The following is a 19,025-nucleotide window of genomic DNA, read 5'->3' on the forward strand; positions in this document are numbered from 1 at the left end:
TCGTCCGGCAACAATCCTGTAATTGCGCCATTCATCACGGTGTTTGCAGCGGTGTTGGCGTTCTTGGGCAGTTATGTCTAGACTGGCCGGGTTCTTGTCGGGGTGCCTTGCTATGAGGCTGAGATCGAATAATTTCGGATCCCGTTGAACCTGATCAGGTTAGCGCCTGCGTAGGGAACAAGATTTCTCGTCACCCGGCGAGTCCTCTTGTGCTTCGTCCGGGATGTTGTTCGACAATCGAATACCCCTCGAGCACTGAGCACAGCACAGCTGGTTTTCCCAGCGCACGTGCGTCCATTCGTTTACAGGTTCGCTCCGACAAAATTCCACTGCCTGGATGCTGTCTGGAGAGCCCGTGATGACTACAAAAGCAAAAATCGCCACCAACCTGAGTGACTCGGCCAAGGTCGATCAACAATCGGTTCAGCCGTTTACCCGTTCGCAAAAAATCTATGTCCAGGGCACTCGCCCGGATATCCTCGTGCCGATGCGCGAAATCAGCCTGGACGTGACGCCGACCGACTTCGGAGGCGAGGTCAACGCGCCGGTGGTGGTGTACGACACCTCGGGTCCTTACACCGATCCCAATGTCATCATCGATGTGCGCAAAGGCCTGGCCGATGTGCGTTCGCCATGGATCGAATCCCGCGGTGACACCGAGCGCCTGAGCGGCCTGAGTTCCAATTTCGGCCAGGAGCGCCTTGCCGATCCGGAACTGACCAAGCTGCGTTTCGCCCACGTCAACAACCCGCGTCGCGCCAAGCCGGGCGCCAACGTCAGCCAGATGCATTACGCGCGCAAAGGCATCATCACCGCCGAGATGGAATACGTCGCCATCCGCGAGAACATGAAACTGGAAGTGGCCCGCGCGGCCGGCCTGCTGGACCAGCAACACGCCGGCCACAGCTTCGGCGCCAGCGTGCCGAAAATCATTACGCCAGAGTTTGTCCGTGACGAGATTGCCCGCGGTCGCGCGATCATTCCGGCCAACATCAACCACACCGAGCTGGAACCGATGATTATCGGCCGTAACTTCCTGGTGAAGATCAACGGCAACATCGGCAACAGTGCGCTGGGTTCGTCCATCGAAGAAGAAGTGGCGAAATTGACCTGGGGCATTCGCTGGGGTTCGGACACGGTCATGGACCTGTCCACCGGCAAGCACATTCACGAAACCCGCGAGTGGATCATCCGCAACTCGCCGGTACCGATCGGCACCGTGCCGATCTACCAGGCCCTGGAAAAAGTCGGCGGCGTGGCTGAAGACCTGACCTGGGAGCTATTCCGCGACACGCTGATCGAGCAGGCCGAGCAGGGCGTCGACTACTTCACCATCCACGCCGGCGTGTTGCTGCGCTACGTGCCAATGACGGCCAAGCGCGTGACCGGCATCGTTTCCCGTGGTGGTTCGATCATGGCCAAGTGGTGCCTGGCGCACCACAAGGAGAACTTCCTTTACACCCATTTCGAAGACATCTGCGAAATCATGAAGGCCTACGACGTCAGCTTCTCGCTGGGCGATGGCCTGCGTCCGGGCTCGATTGCCGACGCCAACGACGAAGCGCAGTTCGGCGAACTGGAAACCCTCGGCGAGCTGACCAAGATCGCCTGGAAGCACGACGTGCAGTGCATGATCGAAGGCCCGGGCCACGTGCCGATGCAGTTGATCAAGGAGAACATGGACAAGCAGCTCGAATGCTGCGACGAGGCCCCGTTCTACACCCTCGGCCCGTTGACTACCGACATTGCGCCGGGCTACGACCACATCACCTCCGGCATCGGTGCGGCCATGATCGGCTGGTTCGGTTGCGCCATGCTCTGCTACGTGACGCCGAAAGAGCACTTGGGGCTGCCGAACAAGGATGACGTGAAGACCGGGATTATCACCTACAAGATCGCCGCGCACGCCGCCGATCTGGCCAAAGGACATCCCGGCGCGCAGATCCGCGACAATGCCTTGAGCAAGGCGCGTTTCGAATTCCGTTGGGAAGACCAGTTCAACCTGGGCCTGGATCCGGACACCGCTCGTTCGTATCACGATGAGACGTTGCCGAAGGATTCGGCCAAGGTCGCGCACTTCTGCTCCATGTGCGGGCCGAAATTCTGCTCGATGAAAATCACCCAGGAAGTCCGCGAGTATGCGGCCAACCAACGGATCGAAGCGGTCGACGTGGACATTGCCCAAGGCATGGCGGAACAGGCCGAGCGCTTCAAGCAGGAAGGCAGTCAGCTTTACCAGAAAGTTTGATCTGACCCGGGATTGGCGGTGCCTGTGGCGCCGCCTTCGCGAGCAAGCCCGCTCCCACATTCGACCTGTGTACGCAGGACCAATGTGGGAGCGGGCTTGCTCGCGAAAGCGCCAGATTAGACAGCGAAATTCTCAATGACAAAACATATTCCTCTGAGATAACACCCTTGAGCATTCAACCGAGTACTTATTCACCTGGCATCGCGGTGCCAGCCGACAAGCGTGTGTTCGGCGGTCGCGATCTGTTTTCCCTGTGGTTCTCTCTCGGCATCGGCCTGATGGTCTTGCAGACCGGTGCGCTGCTCGCGCCAGGCCTGGGTCTGTCCGGCTCGTTGCTGGCGATTTTCCTCGGCACGTTGGTCGGCGTCCTGTTGCTGGCTGCCGTCGGCGTGATCGGCAGCGATACCGGACTGTCGTCGATGGCCGCACTCAAGCTCAGCCTGGGCAATCGTGGCGCGAGCCTGCCAGCCGTACTGAACCTGCTGCAGCTGATCGGTTGGGGCTCGTTCGAGATCATCGTCATGCGCGATGCCGCCAGCCTGTTGGGCGCAAAGGCCTTCAGCGACGGCAGCGCGCTGTCCAATCCAGTGCTGTGGACGCTGTTCTTCGGCGCGCTTGCGACCCTATTGGCCGTCAGCGGCCCCTTGACCTTCGTGCGCCAGATCCTGCGCAAATGGGGCATCTGGCTGCTGCTGGCAGCGTGCACGTGGCTGAGCTGGAACCTGTTCGCCAAGGCCGACCTCGCTGCCTTGTGGGCCCAGGCCGGCGACGGTTCGATGCCGTTTGCCGTGGGTTTTGACATTGCCATCGCGATGCCGCTGTCGTGGCTGCCGCTGATCGCCGACTATTCGCGTTTCGGCAAGCGGGCGAAAAACGTTTTCGGTGGTACCGCAATCGGCTTCTTTATCGGTAACTTCTGGCTGATGAGTTTGGGCGTGGCCTACACCCTGGCGTTCGCGCCGAGCGGTGAAGTCAATGCCTTGCTGTTGGCACTGGCGGGCGCGGGCCTGGGCATTCCGCTGTTGCTGATTCTGCTGGACGAATCGGAAAACGCCTTCGCCGACATTCACTCGGCAGCCGTTTCCAGCGGCATTCTATTGCGCCTGAAAGTCGAGCACCTGGCCTTGGCCATTGGCGTGATCTGCACCCTGATCGCCCTGCTGGCGCCACTGGCCCAGTACCAGAACTTCCTGCTGTTGATCGGCTCGGTGTTCGCGCCGCTGTTCGGCGTGGTGCTGGTGGATCACTTCATCCTGCGCAAGCGCAGTGGCCAGGTTGCCTCAGCTGCATTGCGCTGGCCGGCGCTGCTCGCCTGGTTGGGCGGGGTCAGCACCTATCACCTGCTGGCTAATCTGTATCCGGATGTTGGCGCAACCCTGCCGGCGTTGATCCTCGCAGGGCTACTGCAGTTGGTGCTGGGTCGGGCCTTCAGTTACGGCCAGGAAACAGCTCGGGCTTGATGATGCCGTTCAGGCGAGGGTAGGGGATCTTCAATTCGACATGGCCCAGCGCGTAAGGCGCGATGCTGCTGGTTTCGTACTTGAGGATCACCCCGCCATAGGTCAACGCCACGTTCTGGGTTTTCTGGAACGGCCAGCTCTTGACGAACTCCGGTTCCTGATCGAGCTTGGTGCTGATCAACCAGCTGTTGTGCGCCACCTGCGCCGCTTTCCAGAACGCCTCTTCCTGCCCTGGCACCAGCATGTCTGTAAGCGTCAGCACTTTCTGCTGTTGGCGAGAGTAGTTGATGAAACCTCGACCCGGTGTGCCATGGGCGCCGCCGGTGTCCAGGTAACTGGACAATTCGATGATCACCAGGCCGTCATGCTGTTCACGTACCTTGGCCTGCAAATAGCTGCTGTTGCGCGGGCCGGCGGTGCGCAAAAACTGTTCGCGATAGGCCGCCAGTGTCGGCGCCACCGGGGCGTCGGGCGAGGTGCGGGTCATTTGCAGCAGGCGTTTTTCGATGATGCCGTCAAGCGCAGGCTCGGCGGGAAAGTGCAGGGTGTCGATGTTCACCAGCGGGCAGTCCTGGTCCGAACAGCCTGGCTTGAGCTGCTCGGTGGCGTCGCGGGTGGTTTCCAGCGGCGCGCGATAATTGGGCTGGAACAGGCTTTGGCAAGCGCCAAGGGTCAGGGCGAGAGCGGCCACGGAGGCAATTTTAAAAAGTGACATGGGCGTCCTTGATAAAACAGGGAAAGGCAAAAAGTTACCCGCTTCGACTATCAACGGAGCAGTCAGTTCGCCACTAAGCTAATTAGAGTGGGTTTCGCACTCACCGTCTATCTCGCTGAAGGTAAAGGGGCTGCATCAAACCTCACGGGCGCGTTAGGATGGCGCGAAGTCGAGGTTCCGGGAATGAGCCTCGTATCGGTTTGAAGTAAGAGGATAGTCATGACTGATTTTGCCAAAGCCATTCCGACCGCCGTGGATATCGTTCGGCGTGAAAAGTGCTTCGAGGGTTTCTACAAGCTCGATCGGGTGCACTTGCGCCACGAATTGTTCGCCGGCGGCATGAGTCGCGAAATCAGCCGTGAACTGTTCGTGCGCCACGATGCGGTGTGCATGCTGCCCTATGACCCGCAGCGCGACGAAGTGGTGCTGATCGAGCAGTTTCGCGTCGGCGCCATGGGCAAGACTGACAATCCATGGCTGATCGAACTGGTCGCTGGTCTGATCGACAAGGATGAGCAACCGGAAGAAGTTGCTCACCGCGAAGCGCAGGAGGAAGCTGGGCTTGTGATCGGGGCACTGTGGCCGATGACCCGATATTTTCCATCGCCGGGCGGCAGCAACGAATTCGTGCATTTGTACCTCGGACGTTGCGATAGTAGTGGGGTAGGCGGCCTGCATGGGCTGGAGGAAGAGGCTGAGGATATCCGCGTCACGGTGTGGGCCTTTGAAGATGCCCTGCAAGCCGTACGCGACGGACGTATTGCCAACGCGCCCAGCATCATTGCCTTGCAATGGCTGGCACTGAACCGCGTTGAAGTGAGGGGGCTATGGTCGTAAACAAGTTGCGCGATCGCTATCGGGTTGACCTCGTGGGGCTGCAGGCGTCCTGTGAGGCGAACTACGCGCGCCTGATGCGACTGTTGCCGGACATGCGCAGCGAGCCAGCGGCGCGGCGAATTGCCGTGACCCATGGCGACCAGATGCTGGGCGTGCTGGCGCTCGAAGTGCTGCAGGTTTGTCCCTACACCACGACCCTGCAGGTACGCCAGGAACACAGCCTGCCGTGGCTGCCGGTGCCGCAACTGGAGGTGCAGGTCTATCACGACGCGTGCATGGCCGAAGTGGTCAGCGCCGAACATGCACGGCGCTTTCGCGGCATCTATCCTTACCCGAACGCCTCGATGCACCAGCCCGACGAAAAGGCCCAGCTGAACATGTTTCTGGGCGAGTGGCTTAGCCATTGCCTGGCACTGGGGCATGAGTACGAAGTCGTCCGTTAGTTGTGAACTGCGTCAGGTTCACAGGTTTCCCCTTTCGATCGTCTCCCAGCATAATCACGTCTCTCACCCAATCCGTGTTCACGCCCTGGGAGAACACCTTGCCGAGCGTATCCTCATTGACCAGCGCCGATCCGGCATTCCTGGTGCAACTCTCCGACAGTCATCTGTTTGGCGAGGCGCACGGCACGCTGTTGGGCATGAATACCCGCGACAGCCTGCAAAAAGTCATTGAATTGGTGCGAGTGCAGCAGTCCCAGATCGACCTGCTCCTGGCCACGGGCGATCTGTCCCAGGACGGTACTCTTGCGTCATACCAGCAGTTTCGTGAATTGACCCGGCAACTCGGCGCGCCGGCGCGTTGGATTCCCGGCAACCACGACGAGCCGCAAATCATGGCCGAGGCCGCGGTGCAAAGTGCTTTGCTGGACTCGGTGGTGGATATCGGCAACTGGCGGGTCACACTGCTCGATTCGGCAGTCCCCGGCTCGGTGCCGGGGTATTTACAGGACGAACAGTTACAACTGCTGGCTCGTTCATTGAGCGAAGCACCGGAGCGGCACCATCTGGTGTGCTTACACCATCATCCGGTATCGATCGGCTGTGCGTGGATGGAGCCTATCGGGCTGCGTAATCCTGAAGCGTTTTTTGAGGTTCTGGATCGTTTTCCACAGGTGCGCGCCGTGCTGTGGGGGCATGTGCATCAGGAAATCGATCAATTGCGTAACAACGTGCGTCTGATCGCCTCGCCATCGACCTGCATTCAGTTCGAACCGGGCAGTGAGGATTTCAAGGTCGGAGAGCAGGCGCCGGGGTATCGCTGGCTGCGGCTGTTGCCGGATGGTCGGCTTGAAACCGGTGTGGAGCGGGTGACCGGGTTCAATTTTCAGGTGGATTACGGATCAAGCGGCTACTGACACGCCTACCTTCACTGTAGGAGCAAGCACGCTCGCGAAAAACGCGATGACAACACTGCAAAACAGGTAACCAGCGTTATCGTTGGCGACCATCACGAGCATGCTCGCTCCTAAAGGGGGCATCCAACATCTACGACACCCTGTAAACTCCGTCTCTTTACCCGACGCTCAGGGAGTTCAAATGTCCGGCTCGATCCTTTATATCCATGGCTTCAACAGCGCGCCGGCGTCGAAAAAGGCCACTCAATTGAGTGAAGTGATGGAGCGCCTGGGCTTGAGCGACCATCTGCGTGTGCCGGCCCTGCATCACCATCCCCGCGAGGCCATTGGCCAGCTGGAGCAGGCGATTGAAGCGCTCGGACGGCCACTGCTGGTCGGAAGCTCACTCGGCGGCTACTATGCGACTCACCTGGCCGAGCGCCATGGCTTGAAAGCCCTGTTGATCAACCCTGCCGTCAGCCCGCATCGGATGTTCGACGGGTTCCTGGGTACACAGAAAAACCTGTATACCGAACAGACTTGGGAAATGACCCACGACCACGTAACGGCCCTCGCCGAGCTGGAAGTGCCGGCACCCCAAGACCCACAGCGCTATCAGGTATGGTTGCAGACCGGTGACGAAACGCTGGACTATCGCCTTGCCCAACAGTATTACCGGGCTTGCGCCTTACGCATCCAGGCGGGTGGCGACCATGGTTTCCAGGGTTTCGCCGAGCGGCTTCCGGCAATGCTGAGTTTTGCCGGCATTGGCGCAGATTTGTACCAGGCGATTGATTTCACCGCGCTGTGAAACCTTGCCTCTATTTTCAATGAAAGACTGACGACGAGACCCCATGGCCACTCCCAGCGCTAGCTCTTATAACGCCGACGCCATCGAAGTCCTCTCGGGCCTCGACCCGGTGCGTAAACGCCCCGGCATGTACACCGATACCAGTCGGCCGAATCACCTCGCCCAGGAAGTCATCGACAACAGTGTCGACGAAGCCTTGGCCGGGCATGCCAAATCGGTGCAGGTCATCCTCCACGCCGATCACTCGCTGGAAGTCAGCGATGACGGCCGTGGCATGCCAGTGGATATCCATCCCGAAGAAGGCGTTTCGGGCGTCGAACTGATCCTCACCAAGCTTCATGCGGGCGGCAAGTTCTCCAACAAGAACTACCAGTTCTCCGGCGGTCTGCACGGGGTGGGTATTTCGGTGGTCAACGCCTTGTCGACCGAAGTCCGGGTGCGTGTAAAACGTGACGGCAACGAATACCAGATGACCTTCGCCGACGGTTACAAGAAAACCGAGCTGGAAATCCTCGGGACGGTCGGCAAGCGCAACACCGGGACCAGCGTATTCTTTTCCCCGGACCCGAAATACTTCGATTCTCCGAAATTCTCCATCAGCCGCCTCAAGCACGTGCTCAAGGCCAAGGCTGTCCTGTGCCCGGGGTTGCTGGTCAGTTTTGAAGACAAGGCCAGCGGCGAGAAAGTCGAATGGCATTACGAAGATGGGCTGCGTTCCTACCTGGTCGATGCCGTCAGCGAATTTGAGCGTCTGCCGGACGAGCCGTTCTGCGGCAGCCTGGCCGGTAACAAGGAAGCCGTGGACTGGGCGCTGCTGTGGCTGCCGGAAGGTGGCGACGCGGTGCAGGAAAGCTACGTCAACCTGATCCCGACCGCCCAGGGCGGTACCCACGTCAACGGCCTGCGCCAGGGCTTGCTCGATGCCATGCGCGAGTTCTGCGAGTTCCGCAGCCTGTTGCCGCGCGGTGTGAAGCTGGCGCCGGAAGACGTCTGGGAACGCATTGCTTTTGTGCTGTCGATGAAGATGCAGGAGCCGCAATTTTCCGGCCAGACCAAGGAGCGCCTGTCGTCCCGTGAAGCGGCGGCGTTCGTCTCGGGTGTGGTCAAGGACGCCTTCAGCCTGTGGCTCAACGCCAACCCGGAAACCGGACTGGCACTGGCGGAACTGGCGATCAACAACGCCGGCCGTCGCCTGAAGGCGAGCAAGAAGGTCGAGCGCAAACGCATTACCCAGGGGCCGGCATTGCCGGGCAAGCTCGCCGATTGTGCCGGGCAGGACCCGATGCGCTCCGAGCTGTTCCTGGTGGAAGGTGATTCCGCCGGCGGTTCGGCCAAGCAGGCGCGGGACAAAGAGTTCCAGGCGATCCTGCCGCTGCGCGGCAAGATCCTCAACACCTGGGAAGTCGACGGCAGCGAAGTGCTGGCCAGCCAGGAAGTGCACAACATTGCCGTGGCCATCGGCGTCGATCCGGGCGCTGCGGACATGAGCCAGCTGCGCTACGGCAAGATCTGTATCCTCGCCGACGCCGACTCCGACGGGCTGCACATTGCAACGCTGCTCTGCGCATTGTTCGTCCAGCATTTCCGCCCATTGGTGGATGCTGGTCACGTCTACGTCGCCATGCCGCCGCTGTACCGTATCGACTTGGGCAAAGAGATCTACTACGCCCTGGATGAAGCCGAGCGCGACGGGATTCTCGATCGCCTGGTGGCCGAGAAGAAGCGCGGCAAGCCGCAGGTCACTCGATTCAAAGGCCTGGGTGAGATGAACCCACCGCAGTTGCGCGAAACCACCATGGATCCCAATACCCGGCGTCTGGTGCAACTGACCCTCGGTGAAGATTTCGCCGCGACTTCGGAAATGATGGACATGCTGCTGGCGAAAAAACGCGCCGGTGACCGCAAGAGCTGGCTGGAGTCCAAGGGCAACCTGGCGGAGGTGCTGGGCTGATGCGGCTGGGCTTTGCCCTGGCGTGTGCGTTGCTGCTGACCTCGATGACGGTGTCTGCCAGGCCGACACCGCAGTTGCGCCTGTTGTCCGAACATGTGGTGGATGGCATGCGCGGTGGCAACCTGTCCGGGCTGGCCCAGTGCGGCAACGAGCTGTGGACAGTCTCCGACCGTGACGACGATCAGATCTACCGCCTGGAGACTGGCGAGGGTGCCTGGCACGCGGAAGCGGTGGGCATCGGTGTCCCGCCCGTACCCGACAGCGGCTTGCCCTGGGGTTTGCGTTCGCGGGCCTGGGTGTCGTCGTTCGTGCGCGGCGGTGACCTGGACTTCGAAGGGATCACCTGCGACAGCACCGGAAATCGCTACGTGGTCAGTGAGTCCCATGCGGCGGTTCTGCAAATTCCGCCAACCGGACCGACCTCCTGGCTGAAGATTTCGCCGATCATGGTTCGCGAGGCCCGGGCCAGTGGCCTGTTGCTGCGTTTCAATGCATTGTTCGAAGGCCTGGCGATCAATCCGCAAGGTGACCAATTGTGGTTGGCTGCCGAGCGCGAGAGTCGCGGTTTGCTACTGGTCAAGCGCAAGCAAACCGTGTGGGACTGCGATGGCGGTTGTGTGCTGCTGAGCGAAGGGGGAAAGGAAATGCAACCTGCACAATTTCCCAGCGCCAGAGCCATGCCCCGGGATTTTGCCGATATGTCATGGTTCGACGGCAAGCTGTTTACCCTCGAGCGCAACGCGTACGAGATTTGTCGTCGTGATGCGGTGACGGCCAAGGTCGAACGCTGCTGGTCGTTTGCCGAAGAGGCATTGCAGGAAAATCGTCGTTATCCCCAGGACTTTGCACTGACCGAAGCGTTGATCGTGGACGCCGAGGGTGCCTGGATCGGTGTCGATAACAACAACGGTGCCCGCGCCGATGGCGAGGTACGTCCGATCGTCTGGCGCTTCGCTGCACCTGAAGGTGGCTGGAGTGCCAAGCCATGAGCCAGCAAACGCCGGGCAAACGTGCCGGTCGGGTGTTGATGGTCTTGGCCTGGTGCGCCGCGTTGTTCCTGGCGACGCGGTTTTTCGGCCAGTGGGAAGAGCGTCAGCAAAACCCGAATGTGGTAGTGAGCTCGGAGCTCGGCGATGGTTTCGTCGAAGTGAAACTGATCGGCAACGGCCAGGGACATTTCGTTGCCAGCGGCCATATCAATGGCCAGCCGGTGAATTTCATGCTCGATACCGGGGCGACCGACGTGGCGATCCCGGCACAATTGGCGCAGCGGCTGAAACTGGAACAAGGCTTCGGGGTGACCCTGAGCACCGCCAATGGTCGCACCGAGGGTTATCGAACCCGCGTCGACCGGCTGCAACTGGGCGACATTGTGTTGCGTGATGTGCGCGCCATCGTCGTGCCAGGCCTGGATGGCGATCAAGTGCTGCTCGGTATGAGCGCGCTGAACAAACTTGAATTTACCCAGCGCGGTGGCACCATGCTGCTGCGCCAGACAACGAACCGATGAGGCCCGCATGAGCGACTCCCTTGATCTCAGCCTGGACGGTGTAGAACGCCGATCACTGGCTGACTTCACCGAAAATGCCTACCTCAACTACTCCATGTACGTGATCATGGACCGTGCCTTGCCGCATATCGGCGACGGCCTGAAACCGGTACAGCGGCGTATCGTCTACGCCATGAGTGAGCTGGGGCTGGACGCCGATTCAAAGCACAAGAAATCGGCGCGTACCGTCGGTGACGTGCTCGGCAAGTTCCACCCCCATGGCGACTCGGCCTGCTACGAAGCCATGGTCCTGATGGCCCAGCCATTCAGCTACCGCTACACGCTGGTGGATGGCCAGGGTAACTGGGGTGCGCCAGACGATCCCAAGTCCTTCGCCGCCATGCGATACACCGAAGCGCGGCTGTCGCGCTATTCCGAAGTGCTGCTCAGCGAGCTGGGCCAGGGCACCGCGGACTGGGGGCCGAACTTTGACGGCACACTCGACGAGCCACTGGTGTTGCCGGCGCGTTTGCCGAACATCCTGCTGAACGGCACCACCGGTATTGCCGTGGGCATGGCCACCGACGTGCCGCCGCACAACCTGCGCGAAGTCGCCAGCGCCTGCGTGCGTTTGCTTGATGAACCCAAGGCCACGGTCGAACAGCTCTGCGAGCACATCCAGGGTCCGGATTATCCGACTGAAGCAGAAATCATCACGCCGCGCGCCGACCTGCTGAAAATCTATGAAACAGGTCGTGGTTCGGTGCGTATGCGCGCCGTTTATCACATCGAAGACGGCGACATCATCGTCACTGCGCTGCCGCATCAGGTTTCGGGTGCCAAGGTGCTGGAACAGATCGCGGCGATGATGCAGGCAAAACCATCGAAAGCCCCGCAAATCGCCGATTTGCGCGACGAGTCGGACCACGAGAACCCGTGCCGCATCGTGATCATTCCGGGCGCCCGGAAAAATTTCGACCACGATGCCTTGATGCAGCACCTGTTCGCCAGCACCGAGCTGGAGTCTAGCTACCGGGTCAACATCAACATCATCGGGCTGGACGGCAAGCCGCAGTTGAAAAACCTGCGGGCGCTGCTGGTCGAGTGGTTGGCGTTCCGGGTCCAGACCGTGCGTCGTCGCCTGCAGTTCCGCCTGGACAAGGTCGAGCGTCGCTTGCACCTGTTGGACGGTTTGTTGATCGCCTACCTCAACCTGGATGAAGTGATCCATATCATCCGCACCGAGGAGCATCCGCGGGCCAAGCTTATCGAGCGTTTCGCCTTGAGCGAAATCCAGGCTGATTACATCCTCGACACCCGCCTGCGTCAGTTGGCGCGACTGGAAGAGATGAAGTTGCGGGCCGAGCAGGATGAACTGCTCAAGGAACAAGCCAAGCTGCAAGCGCTGCTGAGTAGCGAAGCCAAGTTGAAAAAACTGGTACGCACCGAGCTGATCAAGGACGCCGAGACCTATGGCGACGACCGTCGCTCGCCAATCGTCGAGCGTGCTGAAGCCAAGGCGCTGACCGAGCACGATCTGCTGCCGAACGAAAAAGTCACCGTCGTGCTCTCGGAAAAAGGCTGGGTTCGCTCCGCCAAGGGGCATGACATCGACGCTACCGGGCTTTCCTACAAGGCTGGGGATGGTTTCAAGGCCTTGGCGGCGGGGCGTTCCAACCAGTTCGCGGTGTTTATCGACTCCACCGGTCGCAGCTACTCGGTGGCCGCACACACGCTGCCATCGGCCCGTGGCCAGGGCGAACCGCTGACCGGCCGTCTGACGCCGCCGCCAGGGGCGAACTTTGAATGCGTGCTGATGCCCGAAGATGATGCGCTGTACGTCATTGCCTCGGACGCCGGGTACGGTTTCGTCGTAAAAGGTGAAGACCTGCAGGCCAAGAACAAGGCGGGCAAGGCATTGCTGAGCCTTCCAAACAACGCCAAGGTGATCCTGCCGCGGCCGGTGGCCGATCGTGAGCACAACTGGCTGGCGTCGGTGACCACCGAAGGTCGCTTGCTGATCTTCAAGATCAGCGATCTGCCACAATTAGGTAAGGGCAAAGGCAACAAGATCATCGGGATTTCCGGTGAGCGCGTAGCCAGCCGCGAAGAATATGTCACGGACATCGCCGTTGTGCCGGATGGCGCTACGTTGGTGCTCCAGGCAGGTAAACGTACATTGTCACTGAAAGCGGACGACCTTGAACACTACAAAGGTGAACGTGGCCGCCGTGGTAACAAATTGCCACGTGGCTTCCAGAGGGTAGATGCGCTACTCGTCGAAAACCTCAATTAAGCGTCCTAGAGCGCCTGATCTTCGATTTAACGCGTAGATCGGCGCTTTGGCGCTGGAGTCGGAACGCATATTCACGGATGATATGGCCTTTCAAGCGCCGGCGTGGCCGAGCGTTCTTCATATTTATTGAGTATTTTCACTGTGATTAGCCTTGTGGCAATCACCTGGATGGGACGATGACTGCTCTGCGCCTTCCTTTTATTTTGATGCTCGCCGGCGTACTTGGCCTGGCGGGTTGCAGCGTTCACCAGCCGGTGTCGCTGTACCAACTGGACAGTGGAAGTCCGGTTCCGCCTGCGAAAAGCGCGGGCATGGCGGTTTTGTTGGGCCCGGTAACCGTGGCGGACTACCTGCAGCGCGAAACCCTGCTGCAGCGTCAGCCCGATGGCAGCCTGCAAGCCTCGACCGATGGCCGCTGGGCTGGCAGCCTGTCTTCCGACATCGATCAACTGCTGCTGCGTCAGGTGGCCGGTCACCTGGACAGCCAGCGCGTAGTGTTGGCGCCGGCGACAACAGGGTTTACCCCGGATGTCCAGGTGCTGCTGACCATCACGCGCCTGGATTCGGGAGCGTCGCAGCCAGCGATCCTCGATGCGCAATGGCGTTTAATCGACCGTCGTGGTCAGGTGCGCGACAACCGCATCATTCACCTGCAGGAACAGCACGCAGGCAGCACCGCGTCCCAGGTTCAGGCTCAGGGTGTGTTGTTGCAGAAGCTCGCTGAACAGCTGTCGGTCGCGCTCAAGCCGCTGGCTAACCAGCCACCGATTGCCGAAGCACCTCGCAAACCGGCAGCCAAGCCCGCAGCGCCGGCGGCGGAGCAGGAAAAACAGCCGAAGATCCCGATGGCTGCACCGATCCGTACGGATATGGAAGTGTTTCGCTTCTAGGTTCGGACCGATACAACACAAAGCCCGCCTCGTGCGGGCTTTGTTGTTTCTGCAGGCTGGCGATCTCTAGCGGCTGTCCCGGCCTCTTCGCGGGCAAGCCCGCTCCCACAGTGATTGATGTCGTACACAAAATCTGTGCTCAACAGAGAACCTGTGGGAGCGGGCTTGCCCGCGAAGGCGTCGGTACAGGCAACAAAAAAGCCCGCAGACGATCACTCGTCTGCGGGCTTCTTTACAGCGGGGCTAAGGCTACGCCCGGCGTTCGTGCATCCGCGCCAGCTGTCGCTCCAGCATCGACGGATAAGGCTCCATCAACCTCTCTACGCAGCAGGCGCCTTCAGGGCTGGCAATCGGGCGAATCCGTGCGCGCTGGCGGATCAGGGCGTCGTCATTGATCTTGCGTTCCACCAGCAGCAGGTTGCGGCTGTGCTGCGACAGGGCCAGGGCATCCTGCGCGGCGTCGGTCAGCAACAGGTCGATCTGGCTCAGGCCAAACAGTTCGTCGCCCAGGGTCAAGCCAAGCTGCAATTGCAAGGTGATGCCGCTGTCGGCGACTTCGATCTGCAGTTGATGGCCAAGCGCCCGCAGCAGCTCGCCGCAGCAGATGGCGTTGGTCAGGTAATCGTCGCCGCTGTCTTCGTTGTGGAACAGCATCAGCGTGCTGCCATCGTTCAGGGTATGCACTTCACTCTGGTAGAGCGAAGCAGCCTGGTCGAGGCAGTCGCGATAGCGTTTGAGCAGCTCTTCCAAGCGTGTCCGGGGCAGGCGTCGCAGTTGTTCCTGTGAGCCCAACTGTACGGCCAGAACGGCGCTGTGCTGCGGCACGCTGGAGGCCACGGGCTTGCCCACCGGTTTGGCGGTGCTCACTGGCGCATCATCGAGCAGATCGGCGAACGCATCGTCGTCATCATCTTCAACGGTGCTGACGACACGTCGTGGCGCGGCCTTCATCGCGGCCATAGGGCGGCTTTCATCGAAGCTCGGATCGCGCAGGTTACGCACTTCGAAGCCCGGTTCGGCATCGTCGTCCTCGGTATCGTCGAATTCAGGTTCCGGCACGGGCTCCGGTTCAGTCGGCTCCGGTGCGAACTCGGCATGCAGCTGGCGCGCCAGGTCGCCGATCTCGTCATTACGCTCGGTGGCCGGGGTGTATTCGTCGATGTTGCGCAACCACACCCGCAATTGCAGCAGCGGCGTAGAGAGATATCGCCCCATGCGCAGGCTCAATGCCAGGGACAGGGCCAGCAGGATCGCGCTCAAAATCCCCATGCTTTGCAGGCTGATGGTCATCGGCTGCTGGAACTGATCCATGTCCAGGCTGATGCGCAGCTGACCGGCGGTCACGTCCTGGAAAGTGATCTTGCTCTGATAGATGCCTTCGGCCTCGCCCAGCAGGCCATGCTTGGGACGCTGGCCGGCCTCGGCAAGGATGCGGTTATCCATGCTGTAGATGGCGGCGTGGGCCACCAGCTTGTTCTTGGTCAGGTTGTTGAGCAGGACATTGAGGCTGAGGATGTCGTTGGACACCAACAGCTCGGTGGCGGAAGTGGCCGTCTGCATGGTGAGGCTTTCACCCAACGCATCCGCCTGCTCGTGCATGGCCTGCTTGAACTGCAAACCCATCACGCAGGCATAGATCACCAGGGCCAGAGCGACCAGGATCACGTTATGGCTGGCAATGCGCAATGCAATCGGTACACGGCGGTGGCGCAGTGCACGGAAGATCAGCAGAAAGAAGTTATCGGTTTTTACTGGCGTGGGCCGGTTCACTTGAGCTCGGCTCTTTTGTCCGTGAAGTTGACGCGCAGTATAGCGACAGGCCCTAGGCCGTCAAAGCGCTCACGGTGCCCGATGGTCACTGAATGTGGGTAGAATGCGGTTTTTTTCCACTTGCGGGGGTGCGCCTTGCGCGAAATCGTCCTGATAAACATCACGGGAGTCGACCGTCCGGGTCTGACTGCGGCCATTACCGGCGTTCTGGCCCAGGGTGGTGTGAACATTCTCGACATCGGTCAGGCGGTGATCCACGACACCCTGTCGTTCGGCATCCTGGTTGAAATTCCTGATACCGAACAAGGCAAGTCGGTGCTCAAGGACATCCTGTTCAAGGGCTATGAGCTGGATCAACAGGTACGTTTCACGCCGGTGTCCGAAGAGGATTATCAGCAGTGGGTCGGCAACCAGGGCAAAAAACGCCATATCGTGACCCTGCTGACGCGCAAGGTCACCGCCGGGCAATTGCAAGCCGTAAGCTCGATCACCGCCAAGTATGGCTTGAACATCGACCACATCGATCGCCTGTCCGGGCGCATGCCTTTGGATACCCCGGCGGATAAAGGCAAGGGTTGCATCGAATTCTCCGTTCGCGGTGAAGCAGCTGATCCGCAGGCACTGCGGGCCGAATTCCTCAGTGTCGCCCAGGAATTGAACGTCGACATCGCCTTCCAGGAAGACTCGCTGTTCCGTCGTAACCGCCGTCTGGCGGTATTCGACATGGACTCGACCCTGATCGAGGCCGAAGTCATCGATGAGCTGGCCAAGGCGGCCGGTGTGGGCGACAAGGTTTCGGAAATTACCGAGCGGGCGATGGCCGGTGAGCTGGACTTCCGCGCCAGCTTCAAAGAGCGCCTGGCGTTGCTCAAAGGACTGGATGTGGGCGTGCTGGACTCGATCGGCGCCTCGCTGCGCCTGACCGAAGGCGCTGAAACCCTGTTCGCCGAGCTCAAGCGCCTGGGTTACAAGACCGCCATTCTGTCGGGCGGCTTCACCTATTTCGCCAAGCAATTGCAGGCCAAGCTGGGCATCGACTACGTGTTTGCCAACGAGCTGGAAGTGGTCGACGGCAAGGTGACTGGCGTGGCGATCGAGCCGATTGTCGATGCACAACGCAAGGCCGATCTGCTCAAGGAGCTGGCACATAAGGAAGGCTTGCGCCTGGAGCAGACCATTGCGGTCGGCGACGGTGCCAATGACTTGCCGATGCTGGCGATTGCCGGGTTGGGCGTTGCGTTCCGCGCCAAACCGTTGGTCAAGCAGTCGGCCAAGCAGGCGATTTCCACCCTGGGGCTGGATGGCGTGCTGTACCTGCTGGGCTTCCGCGACCGCGACGGCCAGCTGTAACACCGCAAAACCCGGTGTGGAAGCCGGGTTACTGTGGGAGCGGGCTTGCTCGCGAAAGCGGTGTGTCAGTCAGCAAATATGCCGATTGACAGATGGCATTCGCGAGCAAGCCCGCTCCCACATTTGGAGTCTTGTACAGGTCAGGCTTTCGGTAAGCCCATGCCCTGACCCATCCGCACCGGCGAACCCGCTACCAGTTCTTCAGCCCATTTCACCTGATCCGGCCCGAACAGCACGACAGCGGTCGAACCCAGTTTGAAACGACCCAGCTCCGCACCTTTTTCCAGGTGGATCGGCGCGCGTGCGGCTTCGTCGTAGCGGAAGGTTTTCAGCTCGCGTTTCGGTGGCGTAACCAGCCCGGCCCACACGGTTTCGATCGATGCCACGATCATCGCACCCACCAGCACCACGGCCATTGGCCCACGCTCGGTGTCGAAAATGCACGCCACGCGCTCGTTGCGGGCAAACAATTCAGGAACGTTTTCAGCGGTGGTCTGGTTGACCGAGAACAGGCGGCCCGGGATGTAGACCATCTCGCGCAGGGTGCCGGCCAGTGGCATGTGCACACGGTGGTAATCCTTGGGCGACAGATAAATAGTCGCGAAATCACCGCCCATGAACGGCGCAGCATTCGCCGCATCGCCACCCAAGAGTTCCAGCACGCTGAAGCTGTGGCCCTTGGCCTGGAAGACACGGCCGTGCTCAATCGGGCCGAGCTGGCTGACGGCGCCGTCCGCCGGGCTGAGGATCGCGCCCGGTGTCTCGTCCAGTGGGCGCGCGCCGTCTTTCAAGGCACGGGTGAAGAAAGCGTTGAAGTGCTCGTAGGCGGTCAGGTCTTCGACCAGTGCCTCGGACATGTTCACCTGGTAGCGCTTGGCGAACCACGCGGTGAACGCATTCTTGAACCAGCGCACGCGGCATTCGGCGATGCAGCCGGCCAGTCGCGAGAGCAGGTTGTGGGGCAGCAGGTATTGGCTGACGATAAACAGACGCTTGTTCATTAACTGTCCTTAAAAACCTTAAATCTCTACGGGCGTGTCGGGATGGTTACCCCATTCGCCCCAGGAGCCGGCGTAGCCCTTGACCCGCGGATAACCGAGAGCCTTGGCCACCAGATAGGTGAAGCCAGACCGATGGTGAGTCTGGCAGTGGGTAATCACTTCTTTGTCAGGGGTAATGCCGAGCTGTTCGAGGATCTGTGGCATGTCGGTACGGATGCGCAGGTTACGCGCCTTGTCCATGCCCGCGGTCCATTCGAAATTCACGGCGCCTGGGATGTGTCCGCCCTTGGCCGCCAGGACTTTCTCGCCGGAATATTCCAGCGGCCCGCGCGCATCCCAGATCGCCAGGTCGGCAGCGCCGAGACGGCTTTGCAGGTATTCGCGGGTTGCCGTGGGCTCATCGCGCAGGGTTAGCGCAACCGGGCCGCCAGCGGGTGGCGGGATCTGGATTGACATGGGCATGCCTTCTGCCAGCCAGGCCGTCAGGCCGCCGTCGACATAGTGATACTTGCTGTGGCCAATGACGTCCAGGAGCCAGATAAAGCGACCGGCCCAGCCGCCGCCTTCGTCGTCATAAACGACATAGACGGCATCGGGGTTGTGCCCCAGCTCTCCAAACAACGTTTCGAGTGCTGCCTGCGGTGGCATCAGTCCCGGGGCGGGCGCCTGCCCCAGTTGCGTGCGCTTAGGATCGACAAAGCGCGCGCCGGGAATGTGCCCTTCGGCGTAGCGGGCAGGACTGGTCAAGTCCACCAGGATCAGTTCGCGGGCGTCGAGGCGAGGGAGCAAGTCGCTCGGCTCGATCACCAGCGGCAAGCCAGAGAAGTCAGACATGTGAGGTCTCCAGAGCACAAAAGGGGGGATTGTAGCG

The 19,025-nt window shown here is 60.6% G+C and carries 16 protein-coding genes and 1 riboswitch; of the genes, 12 read left to right on the forward strand and 4 right to left on the reverse strand.

Going from position 1 to position 19,025, the window contains the following annotated elements:
• The first annotated feature begins 88 nt into the window (after window positions 1–88).
• Window positions 89–194, forward strand: a riboswitch (TPP riboswitch).
• A 164-nt stretch (window positions 195–358) separates the two neighbouring features.
• Both thiC and cytX read left to right on the forward strand, forming a co-directional pair.
• On the forward strand, window positions 359–2,248 hold the full coding sequence (gene thiC, locus QLG10_RS04640) for a phosphomethylpyrimidine synthase ThiC (RefSeq protein ID WP_110754039.1): 1,890 nt from the start codon (window positions 359–361) through the stop codon (window positions 2,246–2,248).
• Between the two features lie 167 nt (window positions 2,249–2,415).
• Window positions 2,416–3,708, forward strand: coding sequence for a putative hydroxymethylpyrimidine transporter CytX (gene cytX, locus QLG10_RS04645; protein ID WP_282485791.1), 1,293 nt, complete (start codon window positions 2,416–2,418; stop codon window positions 3,706–3,708).
• Here the strand turns inward: cytX and QLG10_RS04650 are convergent.
• Complete coding sequence (locus tag QLG10_RS04650; RefSeq protein WP_110754035.1) at window positions 3,677–4,423, reverse strand: RsiV family protein; 747 nt, start codon at window positions 4,421–4,423, stop codon at window positions 3,677–3,679. The two genes, cytX and QLG10_RS04650, sit on opposite strands and share 32 nt — an antisense overlap.
• A 219-nt stretch (window positions 4,424–4,642) precedes the next feature.
• On the opposite strand from QLG10_RS04650, the gene QLG10_RS04655 reads away from it, so the two are divergent.
• The 9 genes from QLG10_RS04655 (at window position 4,643) to QLG10_RS04695 (ending at window position 14,033) form a co-directional block, all read left to right on the forward strand.
• Window positions 4,643–5,260 (forward strand): NUDIX domain-containing protein, encoded by a 618-nt coding sequence (locus QLG10_RS04655; protein WP_110754032.1) that lies wholly within the window; start codon window positions 4,643–4,645, stop codon window positions 5,258–5,260.
• Complete coding sequence (locus tag QLG10_RS04660) at window positions 5,251–5,703, forward strand: DUF1249 domain-containing protein (RefSeq protein ID WP_008063540.1); 453 nt, start codon at window positions 5,251–5,253, stop codon at window positions 5,701–5,703. The genes QLG10_RS04655 and QLG10_RS04660 overlap by 10 nt, the downstream gene beginning before the upstream one ends.
• A 98-nt stretch (window positions 5,704–5,801) precedes the next feature.
• Window positions 5,802–6,617, forward strand: a complete 816-nt coding sequence (cpdA, locus tag QLG10_RS04665) for a 3',5'-cyclic-AMP phosphodiesterase (protein WP_282485795.1) — start codon at window positions 5,802–5,804, stop codon at window positions 6,615–6,617.
• Window positions 6,618–6,798: 181 nt separating this feature from the next.
• Window positions 6,799–7,407 (forward strand): YqiA/YcfP family alpha/beta fold hydrolase, encoded by a 609-nt coding sequence (locus tag QLG10_RS04670; protein WP_110754028.1) that lies wholly within the window; start codon window positions 6,799–6,801, stop codon window positions 7,405–7,407.
• A gap of 43 nt (window positions 7,408–7,450) precedes the next feature.
• The gene (parE, locus tag QLG10_RS04675; protein ID WP_110754026.1) at window positions 7,451–9,358 is read left to right on the forward strand and encodes a DNA topoisomerase IV subunit B; all 1,908 of its coding nucleotides are present in this window, start codon (window positions 7,451–7,453) and stop codon (window positions 9,356–9,358) included.
• Window positions 9,358–10,347: an esterase-like activity of phytase family protein gene (locus QLG10_RS04680; RefSeq protein ID WP_282485799.1), complete on the forward strand. Its 990-nt coding sequence runs from the start codon at window positions 9,358–9,360 to the stop codon at window positions 10,345–10,347. Before parE ends, QLG10_RS04680 begins: the two co-directional genes overlap by 1 nt.
• On the forward strand, window positions 10,344–10,868 hold the full coding sequence (locus QLG10_RS04685) for a TIGR02281 family clan AA aspartic protease (RefSeq protein ID WP_020798564.1): 525 nt from the start codon (window positions 10,344–10,346) through the stop codon (window positions 10,866–10,868). The genes QLG10_RS04680 and QLG10_RS04685 overlap by 4 nt, the downstream gene beginning before the upstream one ends.
• A 7-nt stretch (window positions 10,869–10,875) precedes the next feature.
• Window positions 10,876–13,143, forward strand: coding sequence for a DNA topoisomerase IV subunit A (gene parC, locus QLG10_RS04690; protein WP_110754022.1), 2,268 nt, complete (start codon window positions 10,876–10,878; stop codon window positions 13,141–13,143).
• Window positions 13,144–13,319: 176 nt separating this feature from the next.
• Window positions 13,320–14,033, forward strand: coding sequence for an ABC-type transport auxiliary lipoprotein family protein (locus QLG10_RS04695; protein ID WP_188264595.1), 714 nt, complete (start codon window positions 13,320–13,322; stop codon window positions 14,031–14,033).
• A 249-nt stretch (window positions 14,034–14,282) separates the two neighbouring features.
• Here QLG10_RS04695 and QLG10_RS04700 read toward each other — a convergent pair whose 3' ends face one another.
• Entirely contained in the window at window positions 14,283–15,803 is a 1,521-nt protein-coding gene (locus QLG10_RS04700; RefSeq protein ID WP_282485801.1) for an AhpA/YtjB family protein, read from the reverse strand.
• A gap of 135 nt (window positions 15,804–15,938) precedes the next feature.
• Between QLG10_RS04700 and serB the strand changes: the two genes are divergently transcribed.
• Complete coding sequence (serB, locus tag QLG10_RS04705; protein WP_034148725.1) at window positions 15,939–17,153, forward strand: phosphoserine phosphatase SerB; 1,215 nt, start codon at window positions 15,939–15,941, stop codon at window positions 17,151–17,153.
• Between the two features lie 140 nt (window positions 17,154–17,293).
• Here the strand turns inward: serB and asd are convergent, their stop codons facing one another.
• Window positions 17,294–18,154, reverse strand: coding sequence for an archaetidylserine decarboxylase (gene asd, locus QLG10_RS04710; protein ID WP_020798559.1), 861 nt, complete (start codon window positions 18,152–18,154; stop codon window positions 17,294–17,296).
• Between the two features lie 18 nt (window positions 18,155–18,172).
• Complete coding sequence (locus QLG10_RS04715) at window positions 18,173–18,988, reverse strand: rhodanese-like domain-containing protein (protein WP_110754016.1); 816 nt, start codon at window positions 18,986–18,988, stop codon at window positions 18,173–18,175.
• Between the last annotated feature and the right edge of the window lie 37 nt (window positions 18,989–19,025).

The sequence above is a fragment of the Pseudomonas sp. V98_8 genome, from assembly GCF_029967975.1.
Classification (GTDB): Bacteria; Pseudomonadota; Gammaproteobacteria; order Pseudomonadales; family Pseudomonadaceae; genus Aquipseudomonas; species Aquipseudomonas umsongensis.